1 rRNA gene is annotated in these 304 nt (G+C 54.6%); it reads left to right on the plus strand.

The features are described 5' to 3' along the window. Positions 1-304: ribosomal RNA gene (locus tag DW58_RS17960) — 16S ribosomal RNA — on the plus strand; the annotation flags it as partial.

Here is a 304-nt window from a genome sequence, read left to right on the forward strand (position 1 = left end):
ATTGAAGAGTTTGATCATGGCTCAGATTGAACGCTGGCGGCAGGCCTAACACATGCAAGTCGAACGGTAACAGGGAGCAGCTTGCTGCTCTGCTGACGAGTGGCGGACGGGTGAGTAATGTCTGGGAAACTGCCTGATGGAGGGGGATAACTACTGGAAACGGTAGCTAATACCGCATAACGTCTTCGGACCAAAGTGGGGGACCTTCGGGCCTCATGCCATCAGATGTGCCCAGATGGGATTAGCTAGTAGGTGGGGTAACGGCTCACCTAGGCGACGATCCCTAGCTGGTCTGAGAGGATGA

It is taken from the genome of Siccibacter turicensis LMG 23730 (assembly GCF_000463155.2).
In the GTDB taxonomy this organism is placed as follows: domain Bacteria; phylum Pseudomonadota; class Gammaproteobacteria; order Enterobacterales; family Enterobacteriaceae; genus Siccibacter; species Siccibacter turicensis.